Genomic DNA, 16,335 nt, shown 5'->3' with positions numbered 1-16,335 from the left:
CGGGGGGGCGGCGCCAGATCGGTGATCGAAATGATGCGCCCGCGCGCGTCGTGGTTATAGGCGAAGCTGACCGCAATCACCCCGCCGCCCGACACCTGCATGGCGCTCATCAGCTGGCGGAAGCTAAATCTGAACCACGAAAATAATATGATCTGGATCCATAAGCCGATTTATCCAAACCTGAACCAGGCAGGAGTTAGACAAAACATCCATACCTATGATATCAAGGGAATGACTGGTGCTAACAGATACTTTTCCAGTTGGCGTTTCCATTGGCCCCTCATAAGACAGCACCATATTTCGATTATTGATTGGCTTATTTGCATTCAATATTTCTATTGTTGTCTCGCCGTCAATATCAGGTAAAGTGGCCACAGATATGCAGCTGTCATTTGCCTCATAAGATTTGGTCGAACTCCATTCGGCAAGCATGAAATTTTCATTACCTGGATCATAAAATAGAATGATCGCATTTGGTATAGGCACTCTGACTTTCACATTGACCTCATCGCTCTGGATATTGTTAAGGTTCTTGATTTTCGCGCCGCCTTATTTCTGCGCTTGCTCGCCCACCTTGTTGCCGACTACATCCGACGCATTGCAGATCGATGCGCCACGCATCCGACGCCCGCGTCGCCCGGCCCAGCCCGTCGGGCTGATAGCTCACCGTGCGCCCGCCCGGCGTGGTCTGGGAGATCATCGCCCCGTTGGGGTTGAAGGCGTAATCGGTCTGATAGCTGCGCCCGTCTATGGCCAGGGTCTCGCGCGTCAGACGGTCGGCATTGTCGTAGAGATAGGTCCACACCGTCCCGCCGCGCGAGGCCTGGGTGAGGTTGGCGTTGACCCAGCCCCCTGATCCGGGCCGTGAGTTAGTAGAGTCTGTTCGCCTTTCTTTCTGGGTTGATGTGGTTGGTCAAGGCCCGGTGAGCGGAGCTTGCGCGTAGCTCAAGCGAGCCGGGCCGGGGGTGACGGGTTCGCTCGGCGTAGACACAGGGCGCAAGCCCACCAAGCGCGGTGTGCGGACGCTGGGTGTTGTAGTCGATCCTCCACGCCTCGATCAGGCCGCGTGCTTCGTGTAGCGACGAGAACAGGTGCTCGTTCAGGCACTCATCGCGGAACCGACCGTTGAAGCTCTCCACGAAGGCATTCTGGGTAGGCTTTCCAGGTGCGATATAGTGCCATTCCACGCCGCTCTCTTTCTGCCAGCGCAGAAGCGCGTGACTGGTCAGTTCGGTGCCGTTGTCGCTAACGATCATGCGCGGCTTTCCTCGTTTCTCGATCAGACGATCAAGCTCACGGGCCACGCGCATCCCAGACAGCGAGGTATCGACCACGACGGCCAAGGCCTCCCGCGTAAAGTCGTCGACCACGCATAGCGTCCGGAAGCGCCGCCCGTCTGACAGCGCGTCAGAGACGAAGTCCAGGCTCCAGCGATGGTTCGCCGCCACGGGCAACAGGATCGGGCGCCGGGTTCCCACGGCCCGCTTGCGGCCACGCCGCCGCCGGACCGCCAGCCCTTCCTCTCGGTAGAGCCGGTAGATCTTCTTGTGGTTCGCATAAAGGCCCTCGCGCTCGAGCAGTATGCCCAGCCGGCGATAGCCGAACCGGCGACGCTCGCCGGCGATATCTCGCAGGCGCGTGCGCAAGACGTCATCGTCGCTTGAGCGCTTCTGATACTGGAAGGTCGATCGGTCCAGCTCTGCAAGGGCGCAGGCCCGACGTTCGCTCAGACCGTGCCGGGTCACCATGTGGTGCACGGCCTGGCGCTTAACGTCGGGCGTCAGAAGTTTTTTGCTGCGATGTCCTTCAGTGCTGCATTGTCCAGCATGGCATCGGCCAGAAGCCGCTTCAGCCGGCTGTTCTCCAGCTCCAGCACCTTCAGACGCTGGGCATCGGACACCGACATCCCGCCGAACTTGGCCTTGTATTTGTAAAAGGTTGCGTCGGAGATGCCGTACTTGCGGCAGACCTCCTTCGTGCTCACACCGGCGTCGTGCTCGCGCAGCATGCCGATAATCTGCTCTTCCGAATAACGGCTCTTTCGCATGGTCCATCCTCTCCTCGATGGACTCTACCATTCAATGGCCGGAATTCACGGGGCTGGGTCAAAATGCACCGCTAAATGAAATCTATCTGCCGAAACTCGTTGTACAGAGAGTGAAACCTTTCTGCCATCAGGATCCCAGTAATTCACCGGATCATTCGCCGTATACGCGTACCTGTTAAAATACGCCGGTCCGCCCGTTGCGAACCCCACCGGATCATTCGACAAGAATCTCCCCACCACCGGGTCGTAGTATCGCGCCTGCATGTAGACGAGGCCTGTGGCGGCGTCGGCGATGTGGCCGGTAAACCCTTCATTGTCGACGTTCTGGGTTGGGCCCTGGCGGGCCTCGCCGAACGGGGTGTGGTCTTCACGCCAGAGCACGGCGCCGGCGGCGCTGGTGGCCGCCGCCGGGCTGCCCAGATGATCGGCGTGGGTCCATTCCACGTTGCTGCCGCGCACCCGCGCGATGGCGCGCCCGCCCATCCGGATATAATCCGTGGCCGTGCTGGTGGCAGCGTTGTCGCGGTAGAGGAGCGTGCCGCCCGCCGAGTAGACCGAGTAGATGGTCTGCCCGCCCGTCACCTGCCTCACCCGTCGCCCGTGGGCGTCATAGACGAAGCTGCCCGACGCCGCGCCGGAGATGGACACCGGCCGCTCGGCGCGGTCATAGGTGAAGCTGATGGATCCGTTATTCGTCACATTGCCGCGGCTGTCATAGGCGTAGTTGCGCCAGACATTGCCGTCGCTCGTGTCGCGGTGACGGTGCAGGCGGTTGGCGGCGTTGTACTCCATCTCCACCACGCGGCTGCCCAGCGTGCGGGTGGTGAGGTTATTGAGCGCGTCATAGGTGTAGGACCCCGAGCCCCAGGGGCCGGTGGCGGTGACGAGCCGTCCGAGCCCGTCATAGCCGAACGTGCGGTACTGGCCAGACACGGCCAGGTCCGAGATCGATGTGATGCGTCCATTGGGGTCGCGGCCATAGACAAAGCTGATCGCCGTCGTGCCGCCGCCCGAGACCTGCATGGCGGTCATCAGCTGGCGCGCGTTGTAGGTGGCCGTAAAGGCGTGGCCATTGCCGAAGCTCAGCGCCGTCAGCCCGCCCGAGGGGTGATACGCCGCGTTCGAGGCATAGATGCGCTGGGCGTCCGACGCCCGCGTGGCCCGGCCGAGGCCGTCAGGCTGATAGCTCACCGTGCGCCCGCCCGGCGTGGTCTGGAAAACCAGCGCGCCATTGGGGTTGAAGGCGTAATCGGTCTGGCAGCTGCGCCCGTCTATGGCCAGGGTCTCGCGCGTCAGACGGTCGGCATTGTCATACAGATAGGTCCACACCGCCCCGCCGCGAGTCAGAATATTATGTTATCTTTTGTAAAGTCTGAACAACATAATCGCGGCTGCATAACACCACCCAATGAAGAGCGCTATTGCAATGGCAAATTTAATGTCACTTGGTAAAAAAATAAGCTCCAACGCGACCAGTATTTCGACAATTCCCATCATCAATATAGTCAGAAATAACGGAGATATGATCCAGTAAATAGTAAGCGCCATACGCATCAGTTTCTTCTCTCCCGCTCCTCAATTACTGGGCTTAGGTTGCTAGCGGTATTCGAAACAGCATTCCCCAAAGTGGCTCCACCGGTTGAAACGGGATGAGGGTTCGGACCGTTTGGTAGCTGTGGAGGCGTGGCACCACACATCGTGAAATCATTTGGAGGCTTCGTCAGTTTAAGTGCAGGCAACCAATCGCTTCCATAGTTTGTCGCAGCACTCAGAAACATCAATATCTTGAGATGCCTCAAGAACTAATTTTCCAATTGACTTTTTGTCCGCCCCATCAAAATAATAAAGCAGTCGAGATCCTATTGTTTTAGCCAATATTTCGGATTCATTATCGATACCCAAGTATATCTTCGCTGAATCCCATTGAGCTCCTTGCATGCCTAGCTCAATATCTACAAACAAATAATCATAAATTGTTATTCGCATTTTGCTTGGATCAAACGACCTGTTTTTGAAGTGCACCTCCGACACCTCTCGCAGGGAGAGAATCAACTCTAGCTTGGCATAGGGGTTAACCCTCTGGTCTATCCCATTCATCCCACTCAACCCATTCATCCTCTGGAATATGCGCCTCTGGATCGTGACTTGGCCTGTCTGCTCCTGATGGTGTGCCGTCACCTGTCAAACGACGTCCGCCACTCGTCACTTTTACATTTGGACCGCGAGAGTTCGGGTGAGGCGAATCAGGGTTCCCAGGTGACCAGCGAATTCCATCGCCATTGCCCCCCGGTCTTGCCCAGCGCCAACCTCCATCTTCAGTGGGCTCACCCCCGCCCCAGTCCCCCGGAATTTGCTCTCCTACCTCAGTGGATATGGCGCATTATCCGTACCCTCATCGTTCAGTATCCCTTGTATGTCTTGTATTGTCACGGGGGACACGAGGTTGAAGGCTGCTGCCACGGTGAGGCGGCCAGATTGAACCAAATTATTATTTTGACTTGTGACGCACAGAAATCGCCAAAGCGAGAAAACCTCCAAAGCTGAAGAGCAAAAGTGTAATCGTAAACATCCAAGTTTCAACGAAGCAGTTGGAATACAGGTCAATACTACATCGGATCGGCGATGCATGAGTCAGCATCGGCGCAGTAAAAATTGGAGAACTGACCGTTGGAACAATCAGAAATCTAGCCAGGGAGCGGACGCTAAGGTATCTTTTCAAAAGCATCGCGGCAGAAATTAGGCTCCCCACTACAGCCGATATAAAACCTGTCCACAATGCACCAAAACGTAAAATCCCGAATGTCTCTCCACCAAACTCTAAGTAAGTTGCTGATCCAATGTAAAAAACTGATAAAACAGCGGAAATGACCCAAATTCGGTTGCGCGAATTACTGACGTTCATCTTGAATCACACGGTCTGAAGAATGGTGGGCAGCACCTTCAAATAAACGCACGTTTGATTGACCCGTTAGATCCACCATACCATTTCCTATTGCTCGGGCAGTTGAGCCAGCTGAGCCTGCCAATGTTTCTGCATGCGGCGCAACCATTCTGGCAATGCCGATATCTCCCACAGCACCCATTGGTGCCGTAACTGCCGCTGCCGCCATTGCGCTTGGAACGCCAGAAGCCAATTCCACTGGTTGCTGACCAGCCTCGGAGTCGAGGGCAAGATTGTGCTCGACGTTCATTGCGACCTGTGTTGCTCCAGCAATTACTGGTTGAGAAATGACATTTGCAGCGACAGCTAAGCCAACACCTGTCGCGCCACCGATCGCGACAGCGCCAGCAGCAATGTAAGCACCGGTCGCTCCTGCGACTGCACCCCCTACAGCCGCGATCCCCGCGCGACCAAGATTGAGGGACTCTCCTGCTGCGCGTTGACGAATGAGCTCAGCCCCTCCCCCGATAATCGCACCGATGGCAGCGCCCGGTACGCCAAATTCTCCGGTCGGATCAACCATATTCACCGGATCATTCGCCGTATACGCATACCGATTAAAATACGCTGGCCCGCCCGCGGCGAATCCGACCGGATCACTGCTAAGGAACCGCCCGATCACCGGGTCGTAGTATCGTGCCTGCATGTAGACGAGGCCCGTGGCGGCGTCGGCGATGTGGCCTGTGAACCCTTCATTGTCCACGTTCTGGGTGGGGCCCTGGCGGGCCTCGCCGAACGGGGTGTGGTCTTCACGCCAGAGCACGGCGCCGGCGGCGCTGGTGGCAGCAGCCGGGCTGCCGAGATGATCGGCGTGGGTCCATTCCACGTGGCTGCCGCGCACCCGGGCGATCGCCCGCCCGCCCATACGGATATAGTCGGTCGCGGTGCTGGTGGTGGCGTTGTCGCGGTAGAGGAGCGTGCCGCCCGCCGAGTAGACCGAGTAGATGGTCTGCCCGCCGGTCACCTGTTTGACCCTTCGTCCGTGGGCGTCATAGACGAAGCTGCCTGACGCCCCGCCGGAGATCGAGACCGGGCGCTCGGCGCGGTCGTAGGTGAAGCTGATGGCGCCGTTATTCGTGACATTGCCGCGGCTGTCATAGGCGTAATTGCGCCAGACATGGCCATCCGCCGTGTCGCGGTGACGGTGGAGGCGGTTGGACGCATCGTACTGCATCTCCACCACGCGGCTGCCCAGCGTGCGGGTGGTGAGGTTGTTGAGGGCGTCATAGGTGTAGGCGCCAGACCCCCACGGGCCGGTGGCGGTGGTGAGGCGGCCAAGCTGGTCACCATGGTTTCCCATTGGGCGGGGTCGAAGACTGAGGCCAATAAAGCCGCCCTGCGCCGAATTTTATGAAGGATCTTCGACGTCTGGATAGAAGAGCGTTTTTGCAGCTTCCTTGCCAATGTCTGCGGCCGCCAACTCATAAATAAAGTTGTAGTTGTCATACGAATTTGACACAAATTTTCTAAATATAAGACGCCAAACATCTTTTGGCAATTTATCTTGATACTTTGTTAAAAGGTCATTATTTGATTTCTCAATTGCATTTAAGTCAATTTTAAGTTCCTCAAGCAATTCAATTTCAAATACTGATTCGTTTTCGGTATTGGTCATTTCATTCGTCCCGTGGCCAGTAGGCGTCGTCGTCAATATTGTCATACACGTCATCTATGCATTTATGAGTGCAACGCCCTATAAGGCTGTCCAAACTTCCCGCAGGGATTTCACCCCTGTTATATGCATCCACAATCAAATCTGTGCACAGATCCGTACAAATTCGAGTGACCCGAAGGCTGAAATCCCGAGGCGTTTCCCCTAAAATTGGCTCAACCGTCGGCGGTGGTACGGTAAGAGCACCTTCATTGAATACAGCATCTCGATCCCATATGCCACGGGCGCCTTCGACGACTGCCTGAACGGCACCTGCGACCGCTTCTCGGCACCCCTCGTTGACAGCGCAGAGCGTGGCTCCAGTTGCGATAGTGAAGCCCACAGCTGCGCCGACTGGGCAGGCCGGACCTGTCATGGCGCAACCCGCTGCAGCAGCCGGCGCTTGGGCTTGCTCCCCATCCGGATCCCAGTAGTTCACCGGATCATTCGCCGTATACGCATACCGGTTAAAATACGCCGGCCCGCCCGCGGCGAATCCGACCGGATCACTGCTAAGGAACCGCCCGATCACCGGGTCGTAGTATCGTGCCTGCATGTAGACGAGGCCCGTGGCGGCGTCGGCGATGTGGCCTGTGAACCCTTCATTGTCCACGTTCTGGGTGGGGCCCTGGCGGGCCTCGCCGAACGGGGTGTGGTCTTCACGCCAGAGCACGGCGCCGGTGAGACTGGTGGCTGCAGCCGGGCTGCCGAGATGGTCGGCGTGGGTCCATTCCACGTCGGACCCGCGCACCCGCGCGATGGCGCGAGTCCCTAAGCGGATATAGTCCGTCGCGGTGCTGGTGGTGGCGTTGTCGCGGTAGAGGAGAGAGCCTGAGGCCGAGTAGACAGAGTAAATCGTCTGCCCGCCTGTCACCTGCTTCACCCGGCGTCCGTGGGCGTCATAGGTGAAGCTGCCAGACGCCCCGCCCGAGATCGAGACCGGGCGCTCGGCGCGGTCGTATGTAAAGCTGATGGATCCGTTATTCGTCACATTGCCGCGGCTGTCATAGGCATAATTGCGCCAGACATTGCCGTCCGCCGTGTCGCGGTGCCGGTGGAGGCGGTTGGACGCATCGTACTGCATCTCCACCACGCGGCTGCCCAGCGTGCGGGAGGTGATGTTATTGAGCGCGTCATAGGTGTAGGCGCCAGACCCCCACGGGCCGGAGGCGGTGGTGAGGCGGCCGAGCTGGTCATAGGTGAAGGCCCGGTTCTGGCCCGTCACCGCCAGATCCGTGATCGACGTGATGCGCCCGCGCGCGTCGTGATTATAGGCGAAGCTGATCGCCGTCACCCCGCCGCCCGACACCTGCATGGCGCTCATCAGCTGGCGGAAATTATAACTGGCGCTGAAGGCGAGCCCGTTGCCATAGCTCAGCGCGCTCAGCCCGCCCGAGGGGTGATACGCCGCGTTCGACGCGTAGATGCGCTGGGCGTCCGACGCCCGCGTGGCCCGGCCCAAACCATCAGGCGCATAGCTCACCGTGCGCCCGCCCGGCGTGGTCTGGGAGACCAGCGCGCCATTGGGGTTGAAGGCGTAATCGGTCTGGTAGCTGCGCCCGTCAATGGCCAGGGTCTCGCGCGTCAGACGGTCGGCATTGTCATAGACATAGCTCCACACCGTCCCGCCGCGCGAGGCCTGGGTGAGGTTGGAGTTGGCGTCATAGGAGAGCGTGGCGTTGGCCGTGCCCGAGGGGTAGTTGATCGCGCTGACCCGGCCGAGCGTGTCATAGACATAATTGATGCGCGCCGCCGTGCTCAGCGACCCGCAGGCCGTGAACTGCGGCTCGCCGCGCGCGATGGCCGTGACCTGATTGGCGGCGTTGTAGAGATAGAGCGTGGCGCCGGTCTCCGGCGTGCGGTGCCGGCACACGCGCTCGCGCGTGTCATAGACCCAGCTCTGGGTGAAAGACAGCCCGCCGCCCGACTGGGTTGCGCTGATCAGGCTGCCCAGCGTGTTGTAGGCCATCTCAGTGACCACGCCCTGGGGCTGGTCGATGCGCAGCGTCTCGCCATCATCCGGGCTGGCGTAGCCCGACCGGGTCGTGGTGGTGACCGCGCCTGACGGATCGGTGACCTGCACCCGGTTGTTGGACAGGTAGGCGGTGGCCGTCTGGGCGAAGGGCGCCACGGATTCACGCACCAGCGTGACGCGGCCCAGCGCGTCATGGGTCGTCTCCACCCCGTCGGGCGTGCTGGCGGTAGTGGCCGGGAAGGAGGTGAAGACCACCCTGCCCTCCGCGTCATAGACCGTGCGGTTGAAAATACTCCCCCCGCCGCCCGACAGCGCCTCACGGCGCACCAGGATCGGGCGGTAAAACGCGTCATGGGTGACGGTCTCGCGCACCGTGCCGGTGTTGATGGTCTGAACGAGGCCGTTATAGGTGATCGAGGTCGCCGCCTGGGGCAGCGGCCGGTTGATCGCCGTCAGCCAGCCGCTCTGATTATAGCCGTAGGTGGTGGTGAAGCCGCGCGCATTCGTGACGCCGGTGATCCAGCCATTATTGTCCACCGTGACCAGAATCTGGACAGAGTCCGGCCGGGTGATCGTGCGCGCCTGACCACGGTGATAATTGCCAAAACTGGTCTGGCGGTTCAGCCCGTCGCGCACCCAGGCCAGCGTGCCGTTGGCGTTATAGCTGCGGGTTTCGACCCGGGCGCCGAAACGGTCGATCGTGGTGGGCTGACCCTTGGCGTTATAGCCGATCAGATAGACTTCCCGCCCGTTGCGCACCACTTGCCCCGGCAGGCCCAGCACCCAGGGATTGGTCAGGTGCTGGTATGTGGTCTGGGTGATGCGCTCTGTGGCGCCGGGCAGGTTGGAAAAAATGCGCGTCTGGACCGGATCGCCAAAGCTGTAATTCCACGCCAGCGGATCGGTCACATAGGTGTGTTCTGTCGTGTAAATATCCCCGCCACGATTGTGCACCACCTGTGCAGGCTGCCGGCGCATGGAGTTGAGCGTGATGCCGCCCCCGCCGCTGGGCCCGGCGGTCCCCAGGTGAGGCTCGATGAGATAGCTGGTGTCGATGCGCTCCAGCACCGGCCCGGCAGCGGTGGCGCGGACCTCGCGCCAGATCTCCGCGCCGCCTTCAGGCTCGTTGCGCCAGCGGTGATAGAAGGTGACCACCGAGTGAGGCCCCGTCACCCGCGTCCAGTTGGTGCGGTTATCGCTCTCGGTGGCGACGGTCATGTCCTGCTCATACGCATAGGTCCAGGTCGCCGTGGGCAGGTCCGCGCCCGAAATGGTCTTCTGGACCAGGCTGTGCACGGGCGTGACGGCGGTATTGACCACCGGCCAGCTGCCCTGCGTCGGCGGGAACTCAAGGTCCATCTCCGGACAATAGGGCAGCACCGACGCCATCTCGTGGAAAGCGATGCGGTGATTGAGCATTTCGAGGTTGAAGACCCCTTCCGCGCCGGACGGGTGCGTGAGTGTGAGTTCCGGCCACCCGCTCAGGCAGAATTGATTGGGCGGGGTGGACATCTGCAACTCGGCCATCTCGAACGCCCAGTGGCGCCCGTCGGGCAGGTCCACGCGCGTGAGCACCGGATTGCCGCCGCGATACACGTCCGGTTGCCAGGCGCCATCCACAAACCCGAGGCCGCCCACGCCATAGGAATAGGTCCAGGTGCGCCCGTTCGCGGTGGCGGAGGCCACGCGCAAGGAACTGCCCGAATAGGCCAGATCGATGGAGCGGCCGTCATTGGCGTAGATGCGCGTCAGCCGGCCCTGGCTGTCATAATCATAGCGCACCCAGTTGCCGTGGGCGTCGGTGACTTCCGTCGCGGCCAGGATGTGGGTGTCGCGGTGCACATAGGCGGGCGAGCCGTGCATGGCGATGGGCATGGCGTCGCGTACAATATGGCGGTCAAACCGGTAGGTCGTGCCGTCGGGTGCGCGCCCGAGGAAATTGTTATTGCCGAGGCAGGTGAAATACCAGTTGGAATGGGTGACATGGGAGGCGCCAGCCGGCCAGGGCGCGTTGCTGGGGTTCTGCAAAAGCGGCTCGGAACGTCCGCCCACTTCCAGCTGGACGCCGTTGGAGTATTCATGGCCCTGAAGGAACCTGCCCGGCTGGTTCTCCCAGAAATTGGCCGCCGAGACCCAGAGCGCGGTGAACTGCTCATTGAACGGCTGTGTACAGCGGTTTCCAGTCCAAGGGCGCGCGTCCGCAGTAACCACCAGAATGCGCGGGACGACGTATTCCCAATCGCCGAATTCGGCGTCGGACAGGCCGAATTGCCGGCCCGGCCTGTTGCGGCGGTGCAGCGCAACCTCGAGCGCCGAGTTGCCGGGTAGTGCGATATCGGTCTGGAGAAAGTCGATGCTGCCGGTATGGGGATCGATCCTGTCGCCGAACAGATCATTGCCCAGCGGCTGCAGTCGCTCGCTGATCTGCAGCCGGGTCTCCCAATCCACGCCGGGGACCACCTCGCCGCCATACCCGCCGCCCGGCCCGCCCCCGCCCGGCTCGCCCACCTGGGCGTGGGCGAACGGCGGCGCGAGCCAAACCAGGGCTGCGATGGCGACCAGTGAACGCTTCAGGAAACCTGACAACACCATACTGGCTGCCCTCGCTTGCCTAAATTTCAGATGTATTGTCGCTTGCGAACTCTCCTATGAGGCGCATGATTGCGGCATGGACGCAACCTCAAAAATCCTCTGCCAGGAGAAAATCCAGGCCCTCACCGCCGGAAGGTGTGTCAGCTGGGCCGCATACTCACGCGAGCACGCGCAGCAATTCGTCCGTCCGGAAGATCACATGAAGGCGGGCAGAGCCCCGGCAGGCGCCACGGGGCCGGGGCGCTGGCTGCCTCCGACCCGCACAGGCGTGGCGCCGCTAATCCGCCTCGCGCAGCAGCACCATGTCATAGGTGAAGCGTTCGCCCGGATGGACGCTGTCGGACAGGGCGATGATGCGTCCGCCCTTGTCGTAATAGCGCCGGCGGGTGCGCAGGGCGGCCTCGCCGGCTTCGGCGTTGAGCGGTTCGGCTTCGCGCTCGGTCAGGGCGCCGGCGCTGATGGATTGCTCGATGCGGGCGGTGGGCACGCCGCGCTCGCGCGCGATCCAGTCAGTGACCGAGCCGCCCATCTCCACGATGGTCTCCACCGGCGGGGCGATGTCGGCGCGGATATAGACATCGGTGAGCGCGATCGGGGTCTCGCCGGGGCGCCCGCGCACGCCGAACACATGGAAATACTCGCCCCCCGCCGCCACGCCGAAGGCGCGCGCCACCGCCCCGTCCAAGGGACCGCTGCGCGTGGCCCGGGGCTGCAGCTTCGCGTCACGCGCGTATTGCATCAGATCATCCACCCCGCCCAGGCGCTGGGTGAAGTGATCATGGGTCTGATTGGCCACCACCACGGTGCCCGCCCCGCGCCGGCGCGCGATCAGCCCGGATTCGGCCAGCAGGCGCAGCGCCTCGCGCACGGTATGGCGCGACACGCCATAGGTCTCGCACAAGGCGTGCTCGGTGGGCAGAAGCTCCCCGATGGCCGGGTCGCCGCCCGCGATTCGCGCCCTCAGCGCTTCGGCCAGCGCCATGTAGCGCGGCGCGCCTGAAGCATTTTCCAGCATAACGGTCATAGCGACCTCCGAATGTCTTGCCATGCGCTGTCTAGCATAGCGCGGTGATCAGGGTGAGCGATCTGTATCAGGGCGCCCGCGCGCGCATCCAGGCCGAGCCCGCGCAGATCGGCCGCGCCATGCTCTGTGACCACGATGTCGATATCGGCCCGGCTCAAGCTCACCGCCGGCGCGGTCAGGCGCGGAACGATGCGCGACAGCGTCCCGCCTTTGGCCGTGGAGGCCAGCGCCACAATCGCCTTGCCGCCGGGACTGGCCTGGGCGCCGCGCAGGAAATCGCTCAATCCGCCGCCGCCGGACACCTGGCGCCCGCCGACGAACTCGGCATTGGCCTGACCGAACAAATCCACCTCGATCACCGAGTTGATGGCGGTGAAGCGCGCCAGACCCGCCAGCACCCCGCCGCTATGGGTGGCGCTCACGGGGCACATGGTCAGGCGCCGCTCATCCTTCAACCGTTCCGCCAGCGCGCGCGAGCCCAGCACCGCGCCGGTGCGGATGGCCGCCACCGCATCACCATCGAGCAGCTCGAGCAGCGGGTCCGACACCATGCCCGAATGGATCGTCAGCGCTTTATGGTCTTTCAGCGCCGGCAGCACCGCCAGCTGCACCTTGCCCAGGCCGAACTGAACAGCCGCGCGGTCCTCCACCAGCGCCGCGACATGGCGCGCAATGTGTGAGAACGCCTCCGGCAGATCGCCCGCCTCATACCCGCGCGGTTCGCTTTCCACCTCGCACACGGCGTCAAAGGCGCTCAAGGGAATGGACGGCGCGCCGGGCATCGAGGGCAAAGCCGGGTTGATCTGGGCCACGCGCACAGGCGCGCGCGCCCAGATGGCCGGCGTGAAATCACAGCTCAGCGAAAGCGAGCACTCGCCAATCGAATCGGGCGGCGAGACCTGCAGGATCGCCGCATCCACATCGCAGGTCTCCAGCCAGCGCCAGGCCTTGGTGTAGGTCAGCGGCAGGAAGGCGATGCGTCCTGCTTCGAACCCTTCGCGAAGCTGCGGCGCCAGAAAGATTGTCTCGAACCGGGCGGTTTCGTGCAGCGCGCTCCAGTCGGTGCGGTTCACGCCGGGGATCCACACGCCGAAGAAGGTCAGCCCGCGCGCCGTCTCGGGATCGCGCGCGAACGCTTCGGCCAGCACGTAAGGCTCCGCCGCCACGCCGGGCACATAGACCCGCGCCGCGCCCGGCAGGCGGGCGCGCAGGCGCGTCACAAGCGCGTCGGGCGAGAGCACGGGCGGGCGCGCTGTCATGGGTATCCCCCCAGCTTGACGCACGGGCTTCACGCCGCGCGCTGGCCCATGCTACTAGCAGATTATGTCCGGACAAAGCGACACACTCACCCTGACCCGGCGCCTGGCCGCGCGCCTCGCCCGCCCTGTGGATGCGAGGGTTCGGGCGCGTGCGGCGCTGCATGTGCTGGACTGGGCGGGCTGCGCGGTGGCTGGCGCGCCGAGCCCGGCGGGACAGGCCATGGCGGCGGCGCTGGCGGGCGAAGGCGGCGGGCAATGCACGCTGGTCGGCGCCGGGCGCGGGGCGTCGCCACTCACCGCCGCCATGCTCAACGGCGCGCTGGGCAATGTGCTGGAGATGGATGATGTGGACAAGCGCGCCATCCTGCATCCGGGGCCAAGCGTCATGCCCGCCGCCCTGGCCGCCTGCGAGGCGTCGGGCGCGGACGCGGCAGCCTTTCTCGACGCCGTGGTGCGCGGCTATGAGGCCGTCATCGCGCTGGGCCGGGCCGTGGGGCCCGGCCATTATGCTTTCTGGCACAATACCGGTACGTGCGGACCCTTCGGCGCCGCCGCCGCAGCGGCCAGCGTGCTGGGCCTGGATGAATGGCGCACCGCCCACGCGCTGGGCCTCGCCGCCACACAGGCCTCCGGCTTCTGGCAGACGCGCCATGAGCCCGCCTCCATGGCCAAGCAGCTGCACACCGCCCGCGCCGCCCATGCGGGGCTGTCCGCCGCGCAATTGTCGGCGCAGGGCTTTGACGGGCCGCTGGCGATCCTGGAAGGCCCGCAGGGCTTCTTCGCCGCCACCTGCCCCGGCGCCGACCCTGAAGATGTCATGGCCGATCACGGCGCGCCCTGGCTGATCGAACAGGTCAGCTTCAAGCCCTGGCCCGCCTGCCGCCACGCCCACGCCGCGATTGATGCCGCGCTGGCCGCCCGCGCCGCCGGGATCAAGGCGGATGAGATCAGGGCGGCGGAGATCGTCACGTATAGCGACGCGATCAAGTTCTGCGACCGGCCAGAACCCGCCAGCGTCATCCAGGCGAAATTCTCCCTCCAGCATGCGCTTGCCGTGACGCTTCTGCGGGGAGAGCCGCAACTGGCTGATTTCGACCCCGACGCCTTCAAGGACGCGCCCGTCCGCGCACTCGCCAGCCGCGTGAGCGTGCGCGAGGGCGCGCCCTATGCGAGCGCCTATCCGGCCCGTTATGGCGCCGGGCTCAGCCTGACGCTCACTGGCGGCACGGTGCGCATGTTTGATCAGCCCGACGCGCTGGGCGATCCGGAAAACCCGCTCTCTCTCGACCAACTGGCCGCCAAGGCGCGCCGCCTCGCCTTGCATGGCGGTCTGGACGCCTCCGGCGCCGATGATCTCGTCAAGGCCGCGCTCGCCCTCTCTGACGGCGGATCGCTGGCGGCGTTCAGCGCGGCGCTGGCGCGTCCGGTCTGTGAAGTAACCCGTTCATGAGCGCCCCCGAAGCCTTCGCCCGCCATGTGCTGGGGCTGGACTGGAACGCCGTTCCGGCGCCGGCGCAGGCTGCGGCGCAGGCCTTCCTGCTGGACACGCTGGCGGTGGGAATCGCCGGCCGCCGAGCCTGGCTCGCCGATGAGGTGTTGGGCGTCGCGCGCAGCTGGGGCGCGGCGGATGCCGATACGCCGTCGGCCCATGTAATGGGCGGTGGACCGCGCCTGCCCGCGCCGTCAGCGGCTTTCGTCAACGGCTTCCAGATCCATTGCCAGGAATATGACTGCGTGCATGAACCCGCCGTGGTTCATCCCATGGCGGTGATCGGCGCGGCCCTGATGGCTGAGGCCGAGGCGCGCCCGGTTTCGGGCGCGGATTTTCTGGCCGCGCTGACCGGCGCGGTGGATGTGGCTGCGGGACTGGGCGTCGCAGCCTTGAGCCCGATCCGGTTCTTCCGGCCCGCCACAGCCGGGCTGTTCGGCGCCACGCTGGGCATTGCGCGCTTGCGCGGGGCGAGCCTCGATCAGGCGCTCGATGCGCTGGGCTATGCGCTGGCCCAGGCCGCCGGGACCATGCAGGCCCATGTGGAGGGAAAGCCCGCTTTGCCCCTGCAGATCGCCGGCGCCGCACGCGCCGCTCTGGTGGCGAATGATCTGGCAGGCGCCGGGATACCCGGCCCCCATGACGTGTTCGAGGGGCCGTTCGGCTATCTGTCGCTGTTTGAAGAGCGCAGCGATCTGGCGCCGGTCATCGCCTTGCTGGGCCAGACCTTCCGCATCGCAGAGGTCTCCTACAAACCCTTCCCCACCGGCCGCGCGGCCCAGGGCGGCATTGTCCTCATGCAGCGCCTTCGCGAGAGCGGCGTTGCGGCGCGCGACATCCGCTCCATCCGCCTCATTGCCCCGCCCCTGATCGAGCGCCTCGTCGGCCGCCCGGCTCATGGGGACATGCAGGTCAATTACGCCCGGCTTTGCTTTGGCTATTGCGGCGCGCTGGCGCTGCGCACCGGTCAGGTCAGGCTCGACGGCTTTACGCCTGAGGCCTTGCGCGATTCGGAAACGCTGGCCCTCGCCGCGCGCATCGAGGTGGTCAGCGACGGGTCTGTCAATCCTGCCGCCTTCACGCCCCAGACGCTGGCAGTGCGCCCGACAAGCGGCGAGGCGCACACGCTCACCCTCGACGCGCTCTACGGGTCGCCCGCCGATCCGATGCGCGGTGACGACATCGCCGCCAAACGTGCCGAATGCCTCGCTTTTGGACTCATCGGACCGCAACCATGTCTCGACGCGTCCCTGCAAGAAGCCGTCGCCGCCCTGCCACGCGCGGCCTCAACCGATACGCTGACCGCCCTGATCTCAGGGCGAACCGCATAACCGCCGACTGATACAAAAGGGGAGCG

The 16,335-nt window shown here is 63.3% G+C and carries 12 protein-coding genes; 2 read left to right on the top strand and 10 right to left on the bottom strand.

What is annotated here, in order from left to right:
- Window positions 1-123 precede the first annotated feature (123 nt).
- The 10 genes from L2D01_05770 to L2D01_05725 form a co-directional block, all read right to left on the bottom strand.
- Entirely contained in the window at window positions 124-498 is a 375-nt protein-coding gene (locus L2D01_05770) for a hypothetical protein (GenBank protein ID WBQ11291.1), read from the bottom strand.
- Between the two features lie 25 nt (window positions 499-523).
- Window positions 524-805, bottom strand: a complete 282-nt coding sequence (locus L2D01_05765) for a YD repeat-containing protein (GenBank protein ID WBQ11290.1) — start codon at window positions 803-805, stop codon at window positions 524-526.
- Between the two features lie 64 nt (window positions 806-869).
- Window positions 870-2,047, bottom strand: a protein-coding gene (locus tag L2D01_05760; protein WBQ11289.1) for an IS3 family transposase whose coding sequence is annotated in 2 segments (ribosomal slippage) — window positions 870-1,798 and window positions 1,798-2,047 — 1,179 coding nt in all. Because the reading frame shifts where the segments join, the coding sequence is not laid out codon by codon here.
- A 45-nt stretch (window positions 2,048-2,092) separates the two neighbouring features.
- Window positions 2,093-3,376: a hypothetical protein gene (locus L2D01_05755; protein ID WBQ11288.1), complete on the bottom strand. Its 1,284-nt coding sequence runs from the start codon at window positions 3,374-3,376 to the stop codon at window positions 2,093-2,095.
- A gap of 396 nt (window positions 3,377-3,772) precedes the next feature.
- Window positions 3,773-4,153: a hypothetical protein gene (locus tag L2D01_05750; GenBank protein WBQ11287.1), complete on the bottom strand. Its 381-nt coding sequence runs from the start codon at window positions 4,151-4,153 to the stop codon at window positions 3,773-3,775.
- A gap of 782 nt (window positions 4,154-4,935) precedes the next feature.
- Window positions 4,936-6,288 carry an RHS repeat-associated core domain-containing protein gene (locus tag L2D01_05745; protein WBQ11286.1) on the bottom strand — a complete coding sequence of 451 codons (1,353 nt, stop codon included), beginning with the start codon at window positions 6,286-6,288 and terminating at the stop codon, window positions 4,936-4,938.
- A 48-nt stretch (window positions 6,289-6,336) separates the two neighbouring features.
- Entirely contained in the window at window positions 6,337-6,603 is a 267-nt protein-coding gene (locus tag L2D01_05740; protein ID WBQ11285.1) for a hypothetical protein, read from the bottom strand.
- A 1-nt stretch (window position 6,604) separates the two neighbouring features.
- Window positions 6,605-11,206, bottom strand: a complete 4,602-nt coding sequence (locus L2D01_05735) for a hypothetical protein (protein ID WBQ11284.1) — start codon at window positions 11,204-11,206, stop codon at window positions 6,605-6,607.
- A 277-nt stretch (window positions 11,207-11,483) separates the two neighbouring features.
- On the bottom strand, window positions 11,484-12,230 hold the full coding sequence (locus L2D01_05730) for a GntR family transcriptional regulator (protein ID WBQ11283.1): 747 nt from the start codon (window positions 12,228-12,230) through the stop codon (window positions 11,484-11,486).
- Window positions 12,227-13,489 (bottom strand): hypothetical protein, encoded by a 1,263-nt coding sequence (locus L2D01_05725; protein ID WBQ11282.1) that lies wholly within the window; start codon window positions 13,487-13,489, stop codon window positions 12,227-12,229. Before L2D01_05725 ends, L2D01_05730 begins: the two co-directional genes overlap by 4 nt.
- A 64-nt stretch (window positions 13,490-13,553) precedes the next feature.
- Here L2D01_05725 and L2D01_05720 point away from each other — a divergent pair, with 64 nt between their 5' ends.
- A complete protein-coding gene (locus tag L2D01_05720; protein WBQ11281.1) occupies window positions 13,554-14,939 on the top strand; it encodes an MmgE/PrpD family protein in 1,386 nt (461 codons plus the stop codon).
- Window positions 14,936-16,309: an MmgE/PrpD family protein gene (locus tag L2D01_05715; GenBank protein ID WBQ11280.1), complete on the top strand. Its 1,374-nt coding sequence runs from the start codon at window positions 14,936-14,938 to the stop codon at window positions 16,307-16,309. Before L2D01_05720 ends, L2D01_05715 begins: the two co-directional genes overlap by 4 nt.
- Window positions 16,310-16,335: the final 26 nt, after the last annotated feature.

This window comes from Hyphomonadaceae bacterium ML37, from assembly GCA_027627685.1.
Taxonomy (GTDB): Bacteria; Pseudomonadota; Alphaproteobacteria; order Caulobacterales; family Maricaulaceae; genus Oceanicaulis.
Note: the sequence above shows the minus strand (reverse complement) of the source record. Positions and strands in the feature narration are given on the sequence as shown.